Source organism: Billgrantia hypersalina, assembly GCF_052584175.1.
In genome coordinates, this window is sequence record NZ_JBMIQI010000006.1 from 94,131 (window position 1) to 109,664 (window position 15,534).

The following is a 15,534-nucleotide window of genomic DNA, read 5'->3' on the forward strand; positions in this document are numbered from 1 at the left end:
TGACAGCGAACGGTTGCTGCAGGGGCATGCCTGCCCGCTCGACATTCCCCGCTTCCCCCACTGGTTCAATGCCGGGAATCGACATATCCTCTTCGGTTCCATGACGCTCAAGCTACAACCACCAGGGAGAACTCCATGCCCGGCCTGTTGCCCGATGTCGACCCCGATGGCCTGCTCGAATACTCGGTGGTCTACACCGACCGTTCGCTCAACCATATGTCCCAACGTTTTCAGGGCGTGATGCGCGACGTCTCGGCGACCCTCAAGAGCGTCTACCGGGCTCACAGCGCCGTGATCGTGCCCGGCAGCGGCACCTTCGGCATGGAAGCGGTGGCGCGTCAGTTCGCCACCAACCAGCACTGCCTGGTGATTCGCAACGGCCAGTTCAGCTACCGCTGGACGCAGATCCTGGAAATGGGTGCCATTGCCGTCTCGACCACGGTCCTCAAGGCGAGTCGCCTCGACCCTCAGGACAACCGGTCACCCTTCGCTCCGGCCCCCATCGAGGAGGTCGAGCGCACCATCCGCGAAGAGCGCCCCGCCGTGGTATTCGCTCCCCACGTCGAGACCTCGGCCGGCCTGTTGCTGCCCGACGACTACCTGCGCCGGGTCGCCGCGGCGGTGCACGAGGCCGACGGCCTGTTCGTGCTCGACTGCATCGCCTCGGGGACGCTGTGGGTGGACATGCAGGAACTTGGTGTCGACGTGCTCGTCAGCGCGCCGCAGAAGGGCTGGAGCGGCCTGCCCTGCTGCGGCATGGTGATGCTCTCCGAGCGCGCCCGCGAGCGCATCGAGCAGACCGTCAGCACCAGTTTCGCCTGCGATCTCCGCAAATGGCTGAACATCATGGAAACCTACGAGAACGGCGGCCATGCCTATCACGCCACCATGCCCACCGACGGCCTGGCCCGCCTGCGCGACATCATGAGAGAAACCGCCGAATACGGTTTCGATCGGGTCTGCGAGGAGCAGTGGGCACTGGGGCGGGAGGTTCGCGAGATGCTGGCCCGCCACGGCTACCGCAGCGTGGCAGCGCCCGGCTTCGAGGCGCCCGGCGTGGTGGTCTGCTACACCGATGATGCCGGGATCGTGGCCAAGTTTGCCGATGCCGGCATTCAGGTCGCCGGTGGGGTACCGCTGATGTGCGATGAAGGCGACGCCTACCAGGCGTTTCGCATCGGCCTGTTCGGCCTCGACAAGCTGCACGCGAGGGAGCGCAGCCTGGCCAACCTGGAAGCGGCACTCGTCAAGATCGGCTGACCAGGCGATAAGCGCTGGGGCAGCCGGCCGGCTGCCCCTCGGCTCGCTCAGGTCCAGTAGCCACCCACGCCACGCGGCATCATGCCGAGATTGTTCTCTACCGATGTGACGCCCGGGGTATTCTCGGCGGCGACCTGAACGGCCTTCTTCTCTTCCTCACTCTCCACCAGGCCCCAGAGCTGCACCGCACCCGCGCTGACGATGACATTGATGCGCTCGACCCAGACGCCGGTGTTCTCGTCGACCTCCTTGAGGATGGCGTCGCGAATCTCGCGATCGTCGGTCGTGACCGATGTCTCCGTGTCGGGAGCGGTCGCCGAGAAGCCGCGCAGCAGATTGGCACGACTGACGATGCCGACAAGCTTGCCGTCCCGTACCACCGGCACGCGCTTGATATGGTGCTTCTCGAGCAGCCTGGCCACGCGATGCAGCGGTTCGTTCTCCTCGATCGTGATCGGTTCGGTCGTCATGATTTCGCGCGCCAGGCGCGCATGCGACTTGACGTAATCGCTGGCGCTGTTGCCGCCAGCCAGAATCCGCAGCCACCAGGACTTGTGTTGCTCCTCGTTGTTCTCGACCCGGCGTATCAGGTCGCCTTCGCTGACGATGCCCAGCACTTTGTCGCCTGCGTCCACCACAGGCACCGCGCTGATGTTGTGCTCGAGCAGCAGGCGGGCGATTTCCCGAACATCGGTATCGGGCGATACGGTAATGACCCTGGAGGTCATGACATCGGCGGCATGCATAGGCTTGCATCTCCTGTCGAGGCGAGCGTTTTCGGTCGAGCTACCTGAAATCTAGTTCGATTTCACAAGTGTCTCAATCCACCTGCCCATAAGACGGGCAGGCCGACCTCAGCAGGCGTTGATAAGCAGCCGCTTTGCCTTCAAGGCGCGCTTCGCAACGCGGATCAACCACTGCGACGCGCCTGTTCGTCTCCCTCGCCGCCCTCCTGATGCACCTTGACCACATCGACGATCCGGGAGCGGCTCATGACGATTTTCCAGCGCTGCAGCATCGGTTCCGCGTTGGCGACTTCCTCGCGAATCACCAGGTTGAGCAAGTGCCGTTTCTCCACCGACTCGCGCACGACCTGCCCTTCCTTCAGCCGATAGATGCGGTGGCTGCCCTTGTCCATCAACCGGGTCAGCAGCGACAGATCCAGCGAGACGGTTTCGCGGGTTTTCTCGTAGCCGCTGAGAAAGCGCGTCGGCGACATGCGTGAGCTGGAGCGATAGTGCAGCACCTTCTCCTCGCGCTGTGCCACGTTGCGCTTGCGCACGCGCTGGATCTGCTCGTCGAGCTTGCCGAAACGCTTGTAGTCGAACCATTCGAGCTGACGGCCGACCAGGGCGTCGCTGGTGGCATCGAAATACTGGCGCCGCCATTTGGGGCGTCCCTTGCGCAACCAGCGCCACAAGGTGTTGCGCAGGTCGTCCTTGAACACCTCGCGCATGGCATAGAGCACCGCCATGGACAGGACGAAAAGCGCGGTGATGTTGCCCAGGGTATCGCGGGCCTGGAGCAGTCCCAGGGAGACGAAGATCATCACCAGGCCGGTGGCGAGGCCCTTGACCGCCTTCTGTTCCGCGCCGCCGAGCTCCTGGGTCTGCTGCTTTAGGGTGACCGGGTACTCGATGAGACGCCGCAGCAGCCGCATCTTGTTGGACATGCGAGTCGGGTCGCGTATCACGCGACTGGCGTTATAGTCCGCCCGTTCGCGGTGTTCGCTCTCGGCCAGGCATATTTCCAGCAGCCGCTCGCGAATGGTCCGGTAGTCCCGCCCACGCGGAAGGTGCGCGAGCAGCGCCAGGAGTTGCTGCTCGGTGAACCATGAGAGGTAGTTGTCGATATTGGCGTAGTATTTGAAGAGACTTTCGTCGTTCGGCTTGTTGCGTCGCAGGCGGCGCAGGATGCCCTGGGCCAGCTCGCACAGCTCTTCAAGTCTGGCGTGCAGCCCCTCCGACGTGATGTCGGATGCTGCCGCTCCCTCTGCCTCGCCGCGGGGCATGCCCTCCTCTGGCTTGGCATCTCCCTCGCCGCGCTCCTCGCCTTCGGCTTTCTTCACCTCGCGCGCGGTATCCAGCAGGCTCTGAGTAGCACGGTCGAGCGCGACCACGTACTGGTAAGCGTAGAGGCTCAGGCTCAGGCGGTACTGCTCCGTACTCAGCCGACCGCGACTGGCCAGGCGGCTGAGCACCAGCGGCAGGTGGTGCTTGTCGCTGTAATAGGTGCGCTTGACGTGAATGGCCCGGTAATAGAAATCGTCCTCGGAGATGACGTGTTCGTTGAGACCGAGTTCCCCCGGCACGAACAGGAAGAGATCAAGCCGATGCGAGGTTCCCTCCTGTAGTACGCGGGAAATCTTGAGATGAAAGCTATCCTTGCGTTCGACCGTGATCACGTCGTCGCGGCTCCTTGTCAGGCAGGCCGTACGGCCGTATCACTTCATACTACGGGCAATGCCGGCCCGCTTTCCATGTCGAACCGGCCCTGCCCCGACGCCAGCGCTGTCTCAGGAGGAATCCGGCGAGGCCCGCTGGGGATGGGTAGCGCCTTCCGGATCGGCGATACCGGCTTCGCCCGGCGCCCGCCCCTTGGCATCGCGCAGGGGCCTCCTGTCGTTCCCCCCCGTTGCTGCACCGCTCTCCTCCCCGGGCTGCCCCTCCATGCTTACGCTCAGGCGCGGTACGCCAAGGTCGACACCCTGGGCCTCCATGCGCTGCTTCAGCAGCAAGTTGTAGGCACGCGCCACATCCCATTGCATGACCGGCGCAGTGCGAAAACGCATGCGCAGCACGGCGGCGCCTTCATCGAAGCGGTCGATACCCTGCATCTCAAGCGGCGACCAGATGTAATGACGCATCATCGGATCCTGGCGCAGCTCCTGGGCGGTCTCCTGCATCAGCGTGATGGCATCGTCGATCTTCATGGTATGCGGTATGCGTATGCGCATCAGCGCGATGCCGAAATGCCGCGACATGTTGTGGATCGACTGGATGACGCTGAAGGTGATGATGTGCAGGATGCCGTCCAGGTCGCGCAGGCGTACGGTGCGCAGGGTCAGCCCTTCGACCGTCCCCATGTGGCCGTTGATCTGGACGAAGTCATCCACCGCCAGGGAGTCCTCGACGATGATGAAAATGCCCGTGATCAGGTCCTGCACCAGGGTCTGGGCCCCGAAGCCCACGGCCAGGCCGATGACGCCGGCACCGGCCAGCAGCGGGGTGACATTGACGCCCAGGTTGGCCAGGCCGACGATGGCAGCGATGAGCACGATGGTGGCGAACATCACGTTGCGAATCATCGGCGTTATGGTCTGGGCACGGGCCTGATTGACGCGTCTCCCCCGTGAGCGCGCGGAAGAGACCAGCGCACGCTGGATGGCGGTATCGGCGAATATCCACGCGAGCCAGGCCAGCAGCACCGTGAAACCCAGCGCCAGCAGCGCCTGGCCGATGCGCACGCCCGCTACGCCCTCGCGCCCCAGGCCGAACAACGAACCGCCCCACACCTGCAGCGAGAGTTCGGCGAACACGATCCAGGCCGTTACGTGGGAAAGGGCATAGCCGAAGCGCTCGAGGCGGCGCCGATACTCGCTGATACGGCGCCGTCTGGTACGTCTCTCGCTATGCCGCTGGATCAACCGCGTCACGACCAGGGTCAGCACGAGCAGGGATGCCGAGATGATCGAGCGAGCCAGGGCCGTCCCCACGTCGCCCACGGTAATGAAGATGGCCAGCAGCGAACCCACCACCATCAGCAACGCCGGCACATGCCAGAGCCGGCCGACGATGCGGGCCATTTCGATGGTGGTGCCGCCCTCGCGTCGCGCCCGCCACGGGCGGTTGCGAATCAGGTGCTTGATCGGGCGCTTGAACCTGAAGATGAAGCGAATGCTGAGCAGGGCCGCCAGCATGTTGGCCAGCACCGAGCCCAGCGCCGCCAGTTCTTCGCCCACCTGCCAGGAGAGGCGCGCCGAGTTGAGCGCGTCACCCAGCGCAATCAATGCACCGATCAGGAACAGCGTGCGCAGGGCCTGCTGCTGGATGATCTGCACCGCCGGAAAGCGGTGGCCGCGGGTGAATACCGATACCACGCACTCGACAATGACCGACAGGGTACGACCGCACAGGGCCAGGTAGGCAACCACCAGTGCCAGTGTGCGCCCCGGGTTGGGCGGCAACATCTGCGCGAGACTCATGACGATGACGAACGACAGCGCCCAGGGCAGCATGCGGCGCAGGAAATGCAGCGCCAGCAGCCAGCCGCGCGGCTCTCGAGGCAGATCGAGGGGCAGCTCGCGACGTACGAACAGCTTCCTGCCCAGTGCGATCAGTGAGGCCAGCGCGCCTATCCAGATGCCCAGCAGCACGGCGCCATCGAAGGCCGAACGCAGGAGTTGCGGTGTTCCCGTACGCACCACCAACGCGCTGAGGTCTTGCCAACCCCGTTCCAGCTGGCGCTGCCAGTCGTCGATGGGCGATTCCCCGGCCTCGGCCTGTTCGCCCAGCTCACTGAGGGTCTCGGCCAGGGCGCCGAGCAGGCCCTGGCGCTGGATGGCGTCGCCTTCCGCGACGTTCCCGCCGTGCACCTGCTGGATGTCGCGCAGCTCGCCAAGCAGGGCGCTGCGACGCTCCTCGTCTTCCAGCGTGGCTATCACGTCATTCAGCGATTGCTGGAACGCCTCGGCGTCGTGACCCTCCGTCTCCGCCGGTTCGTCCTGCCCCAGCCCCCCGAGCGAGAGCGACTGGGCCTGCGACGGCCCAACGGCTCCCAGCGCCGCGAGCATCGCAATTAGCCACCCGATGCGAGCCGCCACTCGCCAAGGACCGGCCAGTATGTTTCGGATACATCCTCCAGGTATGTCCATACACTTCCTTGCCCGTTCTGCCATTGGCCCTCGAACAACAGTAGTACAGGGATAGGCCCCTGCCGGCTTAGTACCGCACTGTGCTAGGCTGGCGTTCAGACTCTCGAGTCGCACAGGATGCCTTCATGCTGCCGCAATCACCACCCGAGCCGCTGAATGTCCAAGGTAGGACCCGACGGGTAGGCGTTGAGATCGAGTTTGCCGGACTGCCACCCCAGCAGACCGGCGAGCTGGTCCGCGACCTCTTCGGCGGCGAGCTCAGGCTGATCAGCCCCCATCGGTTGAGAGTCGAGGATACCCGCTGGGGCGATTTCGTCATTGAACTCGACACCCAGTACGCCCATCCCGACACCAAGCTGCTGGAGCAGGCGTCGCCTAGCGACACCGAGTGGGAGCGCCAGCGCCACCAGATGCGCCTGGAGTTCCACCACAAGACACGTGAGCTGATCGGTGACGTCGTCATGGGGCTGGTCCCGACCGAGATCGTCTGCCCGCCGGTGCCCTGGAACGAGTTGAACCAGCTGGATCGTCTCTTTGCCGCGCTTCACGCCCACGGCGCCAAGGGCACCGACGCCAGCCTGCTGTACGGCTTCGGTTTGCATCTCAATCCCGAAGTGGCGAGCCAGGACCCCGACGACATCCTGCAGCAGTTGCGCGCCTTCCTGTTGATGGCAGCCTGGTTGCGGCGGGAGATCGACATCGACATCACTCGTGAGGTACTGCCCCACGCTAACCCCTTCCCCAAGCACTTTGCCCTTCACGTGCTCGACCCGGGCTATGAACCGGATCTGGAGACGCTGATCGACGACTACATCAGCTTCAACCCCACGCGCAATCGTGAGCTCGACCTCTACCCGCTATTTGCCTACCTCTGCCCCGATCATCCCCATGAGCTGTTTCGCAACGGGTTGATCAAGCCTCGCCCCACGTTCCACTACCGCTTGCCCAATGCCCAGTTGTCACAGCGCGGTTGGGGCGCCGTGGTGGAATGGAACCGCTGGGTAGCCGTGGAGCGACTCGCGGCAGACCGCAAGGAATTGCTCGAACGTGCGCAGCGCTACGTCAACCTTCATACCCAATCGCTCATGGCCCGCATGGTCGGCAGGCTGCGCCATTGGCTCAAGGAGGTCCGCTCCCCCTCATGACACGCCCTCTCATCGGCATTACCACGTCGGATTACAAGAGTCGCATCGCCTGGTGGTTCGATTGGTTCGCCGTATGGCGCCATGGCGGTCGTCCGCTGCGGCTGTCCCCTTCACGTCCGCTGCCTCAGATGCTCGACGGCCTGATCATCGGCGGCGGCGACGACATCCAGGCCCACCTCTACGGTGGCGAGGTACAGCTGGACGTACGCCTCGACCCTCAGCGCGACGAGCTGGAACTGGAGTTGATGGAACGCTTCATCCCGCAAGGCAAGCCGGTGCTGGGTATCTGCCGTGGTGCCCAGATGCTCAACGTGCACCTCGGCGGCACCTTGGACCCCGATATCTACACCACCCATGAAGGGCTCAAGCGCAGGCGTACCGTGCTGCCGCGCAAGACCGTCGATATCGTGGCCGACACCCAGCTCCATCGCATTCTCAAGGTGAGCTGGTGCCGTATCAACAGCCTGCACCACCAGGCCGTACAAGAAGCGGGGCGCGGCATCGACATCGTCGCCCGCGATCGCGATGGCCTGGTCCAGGGGATCGAGTCGCGCGATCACGAGTTCCTGATCGGCGTGCAGTGGCATCCCGAGTGGCTGATCTTCAATCGACCGCAGCAGCGACTGGTTCGCGCCCTGGTCGATGCCGCAAGGCGCACCATGGCCTCGACTCAGGCTGCCCCAAACTAGCGCGGCCACCCGAAGGTGGCCGCCAGCGGATGCCGTTCCGGCCCGGCTCAGTTCTCCAGTTCAGCGTCGAGGGTGATCTCGGCCTTGAACAGCTTGGAAACCGGACAGCCCTCCTTGGCCTTGTCGGCAGCGCCCTGGAAGGCAGCGGCATCGGCGCCGGGGCTGCGCACCCGGGTGGTGAGATGGATCTTGGTGATACTGAAGCCCCCGTCGTCCTGCTCGAGGGTCACGGCGGCCTCGGTGGCGATGCGTTCAGGGGTCAATCCCGCCTCGCCCATGATCATCGACAGCGCCATGGAGTAGCAGCTGGCGTGGGCCGCCCCGATCAGCTCCTCGGGGTTGGAGCCGGGCTCGCCTTCGAAGCGCTTGGCAAAGCTGTAGGGCTTGTCATCGAGTGCACCGCTCTGGGTCGAAACCTGACCCTTGCCCTCTTTCAAGCTACCCTGCCAGACAGCGCTACCGGTTTTCGTCATGCTCATGTGTGGTCGACTCCTTGCGATAAGAGAATGGGCAAAGAAGGACGACGCCGATGGACGTCGCCACTCTCACCATAGCGCATGGACTTGTCTTCGCCATCCCCATGGCGCAACCTTATGGAATTAATTTTCACAAATAAGTGACAGCATGGACTCACTGCTTCCCCAAGTGACGCTTGGCGCCACCGACAGCGAACCCGCCGTCACCCTGCCGGCCATCGGTCAGGGCACCTGGTACATGGGCGAGAACCTGGCACCCCGCCGCGATGAGGTACGCGCCCTGCAGTTCGGTCTGGAAATGGGCCTGACCTTGATCGACACGGCGGAAATGTATGCCGACGGTGGCGCCGAGGAAGTCGTCGGCGACGCCTTGGCCGGCCGCCGTGACCAGGCCTTTCTGGTATCAAAGGTTTATCCCTGGAACGCAGGCCGCGACAGTGCCATTGCGGCCTGCGAGCGTAGCCTGAAGCGGCTCGGTACCGACTATCTCGACCTCTACCTTCTCCACTGGCCCGGGAACATCCCGCTGGCGGAGACCCTGGAGGCTTTCGAGCGACTGCGCGAGCAGGGCAAGATCCGCCGCTATGGCGTCTCCAACTTCGACGTGGACGAACTCGAAGTGCTGGCGGCCCTGCCCGGTGGCAACGCCTGCGCCGTGAACCAGGTCCTCTACCACCTGGGCTCGCGTGGTATCGAATATGCCCTGCGCCCGCAGATGCAGCGCCTGAACATGCCATTGATGGCTTACTGCCCGTTGGCCCAGGCCGGCAAGTTGCGCCAGGACCTGTTCGGTCATCCCACCGTGCAAGACATTGCTGCCGGGCTCGGTATCACGCCCGCCCAGCTGCTGTTGGCCTGGGCGATTCGCTCCGTAGCCGGCCGGCGTGATGCCATCGCCATTCCCAAGGCGGTCCAGCCGGAACACGTCGAGCAGAACGCCGGCGCACTCAAGGTGACCCTCGACGATGAGGCCTTGGCTCGCCTCGACGAGGCCTTTCCTGCGCCCAGCAGGAAAGTGCCGCTCGATATCGTCTAGGCGTTATCCAGCCTGGCGGCGCAGCGCCGCCAGCTCATCGGCCAGCCGCTCGGCGCCGAACTCTCGCATCCGTTCGATATTGCGCTCCGGAATCGCCTCGGGATGGGGATAGTGAGCCAGGGCCTGCTCCAGTCCCGCCTCGCGCAGCAGGTGCAGCATCGGCCAGGGTGAGCGGTTGGTGAAATTGGCCGGGTCGCCTGGTTCGGCACCGTCGAAGCAGTAGTCGGGATGAAAGCTGGCCAGTTGATAGGTGCCTTCATAACCCTGTTCGACCAGCAGCGCCTCAGCCACGTCGAGGAAGTCGAGATAGTCGTCGAAATCCTCCAGGCCAGGCCGTAGCAACATCAGGGTCGTCTCGATCTCGGGTTTGGCATCGAGCCGGCGGCACTCCTCGACCATCGCCGTGAGCGCGGGCTCCCACCTCTCGGCGCCGACCTCGACGCAGCGGATGGTATCGCGCACCAGTTCCCGCCGCGCAAAGGGGCAGACGTTATGGGCAATGACGAAGCGCTCGACCCAGGCTCGGGTGGCGGCACAGGCCGGCGTCTGAATATGGGGCATCACGGAGCTCGACAGGACATGACAGGACAGTATACCCGAGCCCTGCCCCGCCAGACGCTCAATCGGCAGGGCGCGGCATCGGCCCGCGCCGAGAAGCGAGCCGGTCGGCCAGCCGGGTCGGCTCCGGCAGTTTCGTGCGTCCCAGGCAGCGAATGACCCAATCGAGCGAGGTGTCCAGGCTGATTCGATGGCCCAGCGAGATGAAGATCGGCTTGACCTTCTCTCGACTGCGCAGCGCTGCACCGACCGTCTCACCGCGATGCATCAGGGGCATCCAGGCGCCACGCGCCTCCGGTACGGCTTCATGCCGGCCACAGAGAATCGACTTGGCCACGCCGATGGTCGGCAGGTCGAGCCACAATCCCAAATGCGAGGCCACGCCGAGGCGGCGCGGGTGGGCGATACCCTGGCCGTCGACCATCACCAGCTCGGGTCGCGTCTCGAGCTTGGCGAAGGCCGCCAGCGCCGCCGGAATCTCACGGAAGGAGAGCAGTCCGGGGATGTAGGGCATGCGGGTCGGCTCGCGGTGCACCACCTGCTCCACGATCTCGAGTCCAACAAACGGGTCGCCGGGCCAGGCCAGCACCACCACGGCCGCGCGGGTGATCTCGCCGCCCTGCTCGAAGCCGATATCGACACCGGCGATGTGGCGCACTGCCGCGAGCCGATCCTCACGCTCGATGCGTGGTGCCAGCTCGCGCTGCAACGCGATAGCCTTCTCGGGAGTGGGGGTCCATTCATGCAGTGGTGTCATCCTGGCTTCCTTGCACAACGTTGATGGTTCGGCAGTGTAGGCGGTCGCCGTTCACTACCCAAGGCCAGCCGGTAACGACGGAGCCGGGAGGTGATCGTGTATCATCGGCGCAGAACCGACGACGAGGGACACCGTGCTCAAGCTGATCCATACCGCCGACTGGCATCTGGGCCAGACCTTCCACGGCCAGGAGCGCCATGCCGAACACCGCCTGTTTCTCGACTGGCTGCTGGACACGCTTGAAGCGCGCGAGGCCGACGCCCTGCTGGTGGCCGGCGACGTCTTCGACGTGGTCAACCCCTCGCTGCGCGCCCAGGAGCTGCTCTACGACTTCATCGTTACCGCCCACCAGCGCTTGCCCCAACTCGACATCGTGCTGATTGCCGGCAATCACGACAGCGGCAACCGCATCGAGCTGCCGGCGCCGCTGATGCGCCGCCTGCGCACCCATGCGCTGGGCCGGGTGAGCTGGCTCGACGACGGCACGCTCGATGCCGAGCGCCTGCTGGTACCGCTGACCGACGCTTCGGGGGAGGCCCGGGCCTGGTGCCTGGCTCTGCCCTTCCTGCGCCCTGCCGAGGTCACCGGTCACGGCCTGGTCCACGACAATGTCAGCGAAGGCGAGCGACGCAACGACTACGTCACAGGCATCTCCCGCGTCCACGAGCAGCTGATCGCCGCCGCACGCAAGCGCCGCCGTCCCGGCCAGGCGCTGGTGGCCATGAGCCACGCCCACCTGCACGGCGCCGCCGTGTCCGAGGCCAGCGAGCGGCCCATCGTGATCGGTGGCGAGGAGTCGATCTCGGCCGGCCTCTTTCCTCCCGACATTGCCTATGTGGCACTGGGCCACCTGCACCGTGCCCAGCAGGTCGGCGAGGCACGCATTCGCTACAGCGGCAGCCCGCTGCCGCTGGACTTCAGCGAGGTGGCCTACCCCCATCAAGTCGTGGAAGCGGTACTCGAGGGGGACTCCCTTGCCACAATGGAGGCGATACCCGTGCCGCGGCCCGTGGCCATGCATCGCGTCGGCCCCGGCGAGCTTGAGGCGGTGCTGGACGAACTGGCGGCGCTACCCCACGACCCCGAGCTGCCACGCGAGCGCTGGCCCTGGCTGGAGGTACGCGTCTCGCTCAGCGCCCCCGTGCCCGACCTGCGCGCCCGTGTGGAGGCCACCCTGGAGGGCAAGGCGCTGCGCCTGCTGCGCCTCGAGCGTCGCCTGCCCCGGTTCGAAGGTGAAGAAGCACCGGAGCGAGTCGACCTGGAACAGCTTGGCCCGAGAAAGCTCTTCGAGCGCACCTGGGAAGCCCGCTGGGGCCAAGCGCCTGACGCCGACGTGCTGGCCGACTTCGACCGGCTGCTGCAGGACGTGCTCGACGGCGAAACGGACGACGCCAGCGCGGAGGGCCGCCCATGAAAATCCTCGCCCTGCGCCTGGCCAACCTCGCCTCGCTGCCCGGCCCGCTGGAGCTCGACTTCACCGCACCGCCACTCAGCGATGCCGGCCTGTTCGCCATCACCGGCCCCACCGGCGCCGGCAAGAGCACCCTGCTCGACGCCCTGTGCCTCGCGCTCTATGGCAACACGCCGCGACTGCGCCAGGCGCCGGTACGCGACGCCCCGCTGCCCGACGTCGAGGGCGAGACGGTGAGCACCGCCGACCCCCGCACGCTCCTGCGCCGGGGCACGGCCAGCGGCTACGCCGAGGTCGACTTCCTCGGCCGCGATGGCCGCCGCTACCGCGCCCGCTGGGCCGTGCGCCGCGCCCGCGAGAAGGCCAGCGGTCGCCTGCAGGCCGTGGAGCAGTCGCTACGCGATCTCGACGGCGAGCGCCTGCTCACCGTTCAGAAGCGCGAATTCGACCGCCTGCTGCCGGAGCGGCTGGGCCTTACCTTCGACCAGTTCACCCGCGCCGTGTTGTTGGCACAGAGCGAGTTTGCCGCGTTCCTCAAGGCTGACGACAACGAACGCAGCGACCTGCTCGAACGATTGACCGGCACCGCCGAGTATTCGCGAATCTCCATGGCCGCCTACCGCCGCGCCAGCGAGGCCAGGAAGCGCGTCGATACGCTCCATGCCCGGCTTGCGGACGACCTGCCCGCCGAGCCAGAGGCCCGGGCGGAGCTGGAGCGCAATGCCGATGCCGCCGAGCGCGAGTTGGCCGACCTGCAGCAACAGGCCAAGCGCCTGGAGACCTACCAGCAGTGGCACGCCGCTGACGAGCGGCTGCGCCAGGCCTACGTCGAGGGGCTAAAGCAACAGCGCGACGTCGAGACGCGCTGGCACGCGCTCGCCGACGCAAGAGCCGACCGTAAATGCCGCCGACTGCTTGCCCCCCAGCGCCACCGCCTGCTGCGCCAGGCCGCGCTACCCGATGAGATCGCCACGCTGGAAGACGCCCATCGCCGGACCCGACAGAACCTCGACCAGGCCAGGGCCACCCAGCAGGATGCCGAACAGGCCCGGGACCAGGCCGCGCAGAAACTGAACGACGCCACCCAGGCGCGACGGCAGGCCGACCCCACCCTGCGCCAGGCCCGCGAGCATGCCCAGGCACTTGCCAGCCTGGAACAGCAACTGGCCGAACTCGAGACGCGCCACCGCAGTTGCCGCCAGCAGGCCGATGAGCTAGCCGGGCAGCGCAGACAGGTCGAGGCCAGGCAGCTCGAGCACAGGCAGCGACGTGACGAGTGGCGGGCCACTCTGCGCCAGCTGATGGGCAGCCACGAACGGCTCGATGACGCACGTCAAACCGTCCAGCAGGCCCACGACCGGGCGGCGCGGCGTAGTCTGGCCCTGGGCGAGCTGGAAAGCCGCTGGCAGGAGGCGCGCCGAGCCGAGCAGGCCCGACGGCAGCTGGCCGAACAGCTGGGCGTGGATGAGGCGCGCCAGGGGCAATTGACCGAGCAGGGCAAGGCCGCCCGGGAGCGGCTCGATGAGCGCGAGCGCCACTACAGCACCTTGCGCGACTTCATCGAACGTAGCCGCGCCGCCCGCAGCGAGAGCGTGACGCGGCTGCGCGAGGCGCTGCAGGAGGGCGAGCCCTGCCCGGTTTGCGGCGGGCTCGAACACCCCTACCGACACCGGCCACCCGAAACGCCCGAGGCGGCCCAGCTGGCCGCCCAACAGGCGCAGGAAGAACAACAGCTGACCGAGGCCAGGCAGGCACGGGAACGAGCCCAGCATGAGCGCGACGAGCTGGAAGGGGAATATCGTGCCGTCATGGCATCCATGATCCGCTGCCGTCAGGAGCTGCATGAGGCCGAAGAGCGTCTGGCCCAGGCGCAACAAGCCTTGGCCGGACACCCGCTGCATGCCGAGCTCAATGCCATCGATGCCGCCGAACGCGACGCCTGGCTGGCGTACCAGCGCCGTGAGAGCAATACCGAGCGCGAACATGGCGAGCGCACCTTGCAGGCGCTTGCCCATGCCGAGGCCCAACTGGCGCCACTGGAAGAGGCCTTGCGCCAGGGCGAGCTGGAGCTCGCCCAGCTCGAGGCCAGGCGGGCCACACTCCACGAGGAGCTGGCCCAACAGGCCGAACGGCTCCCGCCCCTGCGCCAGCAGCACGGCGATCTCGCCCAGCGGCTCCAGGCCCTGCTCGGCGAGCATGCTTCGGTCGATGCCTGGCAACAGGCGCTGGAAGCGCGCCAGGACGCCGCGCGAGAGCAGCGGGACAGGGCCATCGGGCACTGCCACGACGCCGAGCGCGAGCAGGCCCGGCTCACCCAACAGGCGCATCATGAAGCCGAGCGAATCGAACAGCTCATCCAGGAGCGTGACACGCTGGAGCGAGGACTGGCCGAGTGGCGCCAAGCCCAGCCACAGCTCGACGAGGCCACCCTCACCCGGCTGCTGGCGCAGCCCGAAGAGGAAGCCGAACGCCAGGAGCGCGAGCTGGTCGAGGCCGATGAGGCACGCCAGCGCGCCGAGGCGAGCCTTGCCGAGCGCCGCCATGCTCTGCTCGAGCATCGTCGTGGCCAGACCCTGGCCGAGGGGACCGACAGCGACGACGCACTACTGGGCGAAGCGGCTGAAGCAGTGATCGAAAGCCGCCGGGAAGCCCGGGCAGCTGAACGCCGCAAACTGGAACCCAGGCTGGCAGAAGCCCAGCAGGCTCGGGACGATGCCGTGCACGCCCTGCGCGACGACGACCGCCGTCGCGCACGGCGGCAGGAAGGCCAGGCCGAACTTGAAGCGGCCCGCAGCGAACAGGTGCGCTGGGGCCGCATCAGCGAACTGATCGGCGCCGCCGACGGCAAGGCGTTCCGTCGCATTGCCCAGGCCTACAACCTCGAGCAGTTGCTGGAGCACGCCAACGCCCACCTGGGCGGGCTCAGCCGGCGCTATCGGCTGGCTCGCGGCGGCAGCGAGCTCGGCCTGCTGGTCGTGGATCACGACATGGGCGACGAGCGCCGCTCGGTGCACTCGCTCTCCGGCGGCGAGACCTTCCTGGTCTCGCTGGCCCTCGCCCTCGGGCTCGCCTCCATGGCCTCGGGAGAACTCGCCATCGAATCGCTGTTCATCGACGAAGGCTTCGGCAGCCTCGACCCGCAGTCGCTGGCGTTGGCCATGGAGGCGCTCGACGGCCTGCAGGCGCTCGGCCGCCGCGTCGGGGTGATCTCCCACGTGCAGGAGATGCACGAAAGGATTCCGGTGCAGATCGAGGTGGAGCCGCTGGGGAATGGTACCAGTCGGGCGAGGTTGGTCAGCCTTTGACGTTTTTTCCCCCTTCACGATCCA

The 15,534-nt window shown here is 66.3% G+C and carries 12 protein-coding genes; 6 read left to right on the plus strand and 6 right to left on the minus strand.

What is annotated here, in order from left to right:
- Positions 1-135 precede the first annotated feature (135 nt).
- A complete protein-coding gene (locus tag ACOJCM_RS03885; protein WP_445210751.1) occupies positions 136-1,260 on the plus strand; it encodes an aminotransferase class V-fold PLP-dependent enzyme in 1,125 nt (374 codons plus the stop codon).
- A 47-nt stretch (positions 1,261-1,307) separates the two neighbouring features.
- On the opposite strand, the gene ACOJCM_RS03890 is transcribed toward ACOJCM_RS03885, so the two are convergent.
- The 3 genes from ACOJCM_RS03890 to ACOJCM_RS03900 form a co-directional block, all read right to left on the minus strand.
- Entirely contained in the window at positions 1,308-2,006 is a 699-nt protein-coding gene (locus tag ACOJCM_RS03890; RefSeq protein WP_445210752.1) for a CBS domain-containing protein, read from the minus strand.
- Positions 2,007-2,170: 164 nt separating this feature from the next.
- Positions 2,171-3,664, minus strand: a complete 1,494-nt coding sequence (locus ACOJCM_RS03895; protein ID WP_445210753.1) for a hypothetical protein — start codon at positions 3,662-3,664, stop codon at positions 2,171-2,173.
- Positions 3,665-3,775: 111 nt separating this feature from the next.
- Entirely contained in the window at positions 3,776-6,052 is a 2,277-nt protein-coding gene (locus tag ACOJCM_RS03900; RefSeq protein WP_445210754.1) for a mechanosensitive ion channel family protein, read from the minus strand.
- A 206-nt stretch (positions 6,053-6,258) separates the two neighbouring features.
- Between ACOJCM_RS03900 and ACOJCM_RS03905 the strand changes: the two genes are divergently transcribed.
- On the plus strand, positions 6,259-7,278 hold the full coding sequence (locus tag ACOJCM_RS03905) for an amidoligase family protein (protein WP_445210755.1): 1,020 nt from the start codon (positions 6,259-6,261) through the stop codon (positions 7,276-7,278).
- Positions 7,275-7,967: a gamma-glutamyl-gamma-aminobutyrate hydrolase family protein gene (locus tag ACOJCM_RS03910; RefSeq protein WP_445210756.1), complete on the plus strand. Its 693-nt coding sequence runs from the start codon at positions 7,275-7,277 to the stop codon at positions 7,965-7,967. The genes ACOJCM_RS03905 and ACOJCM_RS03910 overlap by 4 nt, the downstream gene beginning before the upstream one ends.
- Positions 7,968-8,014: 47 nt before the next feature.
- Here the strand turns inward: ACOJCM_RS03910 and ACOJCM_RS03915 are convergent, their stop codons facing one another.
- Positions 8,015-8,446 carry an OsmC family protein gene (locus ACOJCM_RS03915; RefSeq protein WP_445210757.1) on the minus strand — a complete coding sequence of 144 codons (432 nt, stop codon included), beginning with the start codon at positions 8,444-8,446 and terminating at the stop codon, positions 8,015-8,017.
- A 145-nt stretch (positions 8,447-8,591) separates the two neighbouring features.
- Here ACOJCM_RS03915 and ACOJCM_RS03920 point away from each other — a divergent pair, with 145 nt between their 5' ends.
- Positions 8,592-9,479 (plus strand): aldo/keto reductase, encoded by an 888-nt coding sequence (locus ACOJCM_RS03920; protein ID WP_445210758.1) that lies wholly within the window; start codon positions 8,592-8,594, stop codon positions 9,477-9,479.
- 3 nt (positions 9,480-9,482) lie between these two features.
- On the opposite strand, the gene ACOJCM_RS03925 is transcribed toward ACOJCM_RS03920, so the two are convergent.
- The gene (locus ACOJCM_RS03925) at positions 9,483-10,040 is read right to left on the minus strand and encodes a DUF1415 domain-containing protein (RefSeq protein WP_445210759.1); all 558 of its coding nucleotides are present in this window, start codon (positions 10,038-10,040) and stop codon (positions 9,483-9,485) included.
- Positions 10,041-10,098: 58 nt separating this feature from the next.
- Positions 10,099-10,794: a deoxyribonuclease V gene (gene nfi, locus ACOJCM_RS03930; protein WP_445210760.1), complete on the minus strand. Its 696-nt coding sequence runs from the start codon at positions 10,792-10,794 to the stop codon at positions 10,099-10,101.
- A gap of 133 nt (positions 10,795-10,927) precedes the next feature.
- Here nfi and ACOJCM_RS03935 point away from each other — a divergent pair, with 133 nt between their 5' ends.
- Both ACOJCM_RS03935 and ACOJCM_RS03940 read left to right on the plus strand, forming a co-directional pair.
- A complete protein-coding gene (locus tag ACOJCM_RS03935; protein ID WP_445210761.1) occupies positions 10,928-12,208 on the plus strand; it encodes an exonuclease SbcCD subunit D C-terminal domain-containing protein in 1,281 nt (426 codons plus the stop codon).
- Positions 12,205-15,510 carry an AAA family ATPase gene (locus ACOJCM_RS03940; protein WP_445210762.1) on the plus strand — a complete coding sequence of 1,102 codons (3,306 nt, stop codon included), beginning with the start codon at positions 12,205-12,207 and terminating at the stop codon, positions 15,508-15,510. Before ACOJCM_RS03935 ends, ACOJCM_RS03940 begins: the two co-directional genes overlap by 4 nt.
- Positions 15,511-15,534 lie beyond the last annotated feature (24 nt).